This is a genomic window from Paenibacillus sp. 01T442 (assembly GCF_056398345.1).
This window is the reverse complement of the sequence record NZ_JBFTPF010000169.1, coordinates 1-3,178: the sequence shown is the minus strand read 5'-3', so window position 1 is coordinate 3,178 and position 3,178 is coordinate 1. Positions and strand designations below refer to the sequence as shown.

The window sequence follows — 3,178 nt, the reverse complement described above, 5'->3', positions numbered from 1 at the left end:
CTACGCCCTAATACGGCGTATGCATGTAGTTGCGGCAATCCAGGCATCGAAAAAAGATTTGAACTATCTAGTGTCGTATTCACAGGTACGTTAATAAGCAAAGATAAAGATGGCGGGAACATTTTTAGTGCGGATAAGATTTGGAAAGGCAATCTCACAGATGGATATGTGTTTAGTGGGTTCTATGGTATGTGTGGGACAGAATTTGAAGTAGGAAATAAGTATCTAATTTATACAGAAAATCTTAAAGGAAAAGAATCCACCAGTATTTGTAACGGCAATAAACTGATTACTGAGGCAAGCAAAGATATTCACGCTCTCAACCAATTAACAGAACCCGCGTGGAAAAATAAATCATTACTGATAATTGCTTTTGTTTTCTCAATAGTAATCTTAATAATATGGAGAGTTAAATTGAGGTTCTATAATAAACGTCCCTTACGCTAACGAGAAAACTATAGTTAAGGAGCTGCTTCGGGGCTGCTCCTTTTCCGGTTGCTGAACTAACGAGAGTTCAATAACAACATTTATAAGGCAACCAGCCCAGGTGGATTGGTTACCTTTTCTGAAGTGAACGGGCAGTAGTGTTAAGAAGAGATAGGTTATTCATTTTTTCTTATTATTGAACATTTTTTTAAAGATGTATAGAATTGGAAAAGGAGTTTGTTAATAAAAAGGTGGTGAAATAAAGGTATGCAAGTTCCAATATGGGCTTTAGTTATGCCGGTATTATCTGTTGTTATATGGTTGTTGTTGGTCGTTTCAATTATATTTCTTGTGTTTAACTCCCGAAAGAGTACTCGAAGTCTTCAAAACATTGAAGCGTTGCTTAAAGATCTAAAATATAATAAGGACAATCATCTTTAATGGAGCAAAACCACTTTTAAGGTGGTTTTTGCATATTACTACACGTAAAGATCATTAACCTAACGAGAGAACTATTGCTTAACAAGCATCATGATGAGGCTGTCATAAAAGCGAGGACCCCGCGAATTATATCGCAGAGTCCTTTTATAGTGGGAAGCGGTTTATTTCAAAAATGCACTTCTAATGCTAAGTCTTACTCAAAAAGTATCGAAGCAGAAATCTCGATCTTTTTATCCTTCTTTGTGTTTTCATGGTGAATCAACAACCTTTCGGAAACTAAAATTGAATTCCGGTTTTCGCTGTTTTTCAATACCACTTCCCACTTATCGTATGTTTACCCTTTTCCTAATGTTTTGAATCAATAAGGGTAATATGGTTATCGGAAAATAAAGTTTTAGATTGACGATGCTTGCTTAAACTAACGTGGGAACGTTTGTATAATAATACAAGCCTGCCAGAACTTAATCGGCAGCCTTGTTAAAGTAAACGGACAGCATTCCTATTTTGTAGAAATACGAGGTTTGAAAAATAAAAAGACTCCTTGGTATGATGTTAAAAGGATCCCAGTTGCTGGCCAGCGACAGATCCAAATAACATATCAAGGAGACTACAATATGAATTCTACCCAAAATCAGAAAATAACTCAAATCACTTCAGCTACATTAATTATTGGTGTAGACATCGCCAAGTTCAAACATGTGGCTAGAGCGCAAGACTTTCGCGGAGTCGAGTTTGGTAAGCCAATAGCGGTTGAGAACAGCTTAGAAGGCTTCGAGAACTTTGTAAATTGGTTTAGGAAGATCATGTTAGAACACGAATTTAAAGATGTTCTAGTAGGCATGGAACCGACCGGTCATTACTGGCTGAATCTTGTTCATTATTTGAAGGAACATCATATCTCTTGCGGTGTTGTGAATCCGCTGCATGTGAAGAAAAGTAAAGAGTTGGATGACAACTCACCAACCAAAAATGACGTTAAGGATGCTAAGGTCATCGCTCAGCTCGTTAAAGACGGCAGATACGCTATACCGAATATTCCTCAAGGTATCTATGCAGAATTACGTGAGGCCATGAAAATTCGCGATCACCTGTCTACTGACCTGCGTGTCATACAAGGGCGTGTCCATAATTGGTTAGACCGTTACTTCCCCGAATTCCTCACAGTGTTTAAGGATTGGGAATGTAAATCAGCGATTCAAATGCTAAGTCTGAGCATGTTGCCGCAAGAGCTCGTTTCGATATCAGATGAGTTCTTGCTGGAGCATCTTAGACAAGTAGCAAAACGTGGAGCTGGTATTGGACGAATACAGGCGTTAAAATCCGCTGCTAGCCGTTCTGTAGGTATTAAGCATGGTGTGGATTTAGCTAAGATGGAGCTGCAATTGCTTCTCAAACAGCATCAGCTCATACAAGATAAGTTTGATGAACTTAATCTAAAAGTCGATGAATTACTTAGTCGAATTCCAGGTGTAGATCACCTTTTAGCCATCAAAGGCATTGGTAGAGATACAGTTGCTGGCTTCCTTGCTGAGGTTGGGGACATTGCAAATTACCATCACCCTAAACAAATCGTAAAGCTCGCAGGACTTAATTTACAAGAGAACACATCCGGAAAGCACAAAGGGCAAGCCAAGATAACTAAACGGGGAAGAAGGAAGCTTCGAGCCCTGTTATTTCGAGTCATTATGCCTCTAGTTGCGAAAAATCAAGCTTTTAAAGCACTTCATGAGTACTACACAAAACGACCAGACAATCCTTTGAAGAAAATGCAATCCTTGATTGCACTCTGTAGCAAATTGATTCGGATCTTATTTGGAATCATGAAAAAAGGGCATGTATTCAGTGAATTGAAGATGCTTCAGGATATCCCTCGATTTTCCAATTTAGAATTAGCAGCATAACATATATCTCTATTAGGAAAGCAAAGCAAAGAGTACAGATTAGACAACGAAGCACGGATGAGTCGGAATAACACTAACATACGGACGTAGATCCTGTCGGGCAGCATATCCGACCTCCACCTCATGGACAGGTTGAATGAAGGAATGTGGGAGCGTAGACTCTGTGAGACATGGGAGGGTTGACCTCCATGAGACATGTGGAGATCCATAGGTGCAACCATATTATTCCTAAATAACCACTTTTTTTTGGCAAGTGGCTAAGTGGAGGCATTCATTTATATTTCCACACCCAGTTTTTTCATCTAACTCAATATTATCCCATAGGCACGTTGTCCCTAACCTTTAGCAAAGCATCGAAATCCTAAGATTTAGAGAGTATTTAAAAGAAAATCTATTCCTCATAGAGGGAG

1 protein-coding gene and 1 pseudogene are annotated in these 3,178 nt (G+C 38.9%); both read left to right on the top strand.

The window, feature by feature from the left end; all coding sequences use genetic code 11:
* Window positions 1–447, top strand: a pseudogene (locus AC1DLM_RS35045) (hypothetical protein); the annotation flags it as partial.
* Window positions 448–1,481: 1,034 nt separating this feature from the next.
* Window positions 1,482–2,768 (top strand): IS110 family RNA-guided transposase, encoded by a 1,287-nt coding sequence (locus AC1DLM_RS35040; protein WP_441992667.1) that lies wholly within the window; start codon window positions 1,482–1,484, stop codon window positions 2,766–2,768.
* Window positions 2,769–3,178: the final 410 nt, after the last annotated feature.

Bases quoted from the DNA above. Each gene is read 5' to 3' on its own strand.
- AC1DLM_RS35040 (WP_441992667.1), top strand. From the start codon at position 1,482: ATGAATTCTACCCAAAATCAGAAAATAACTCAAATCACTTCAGCTACA.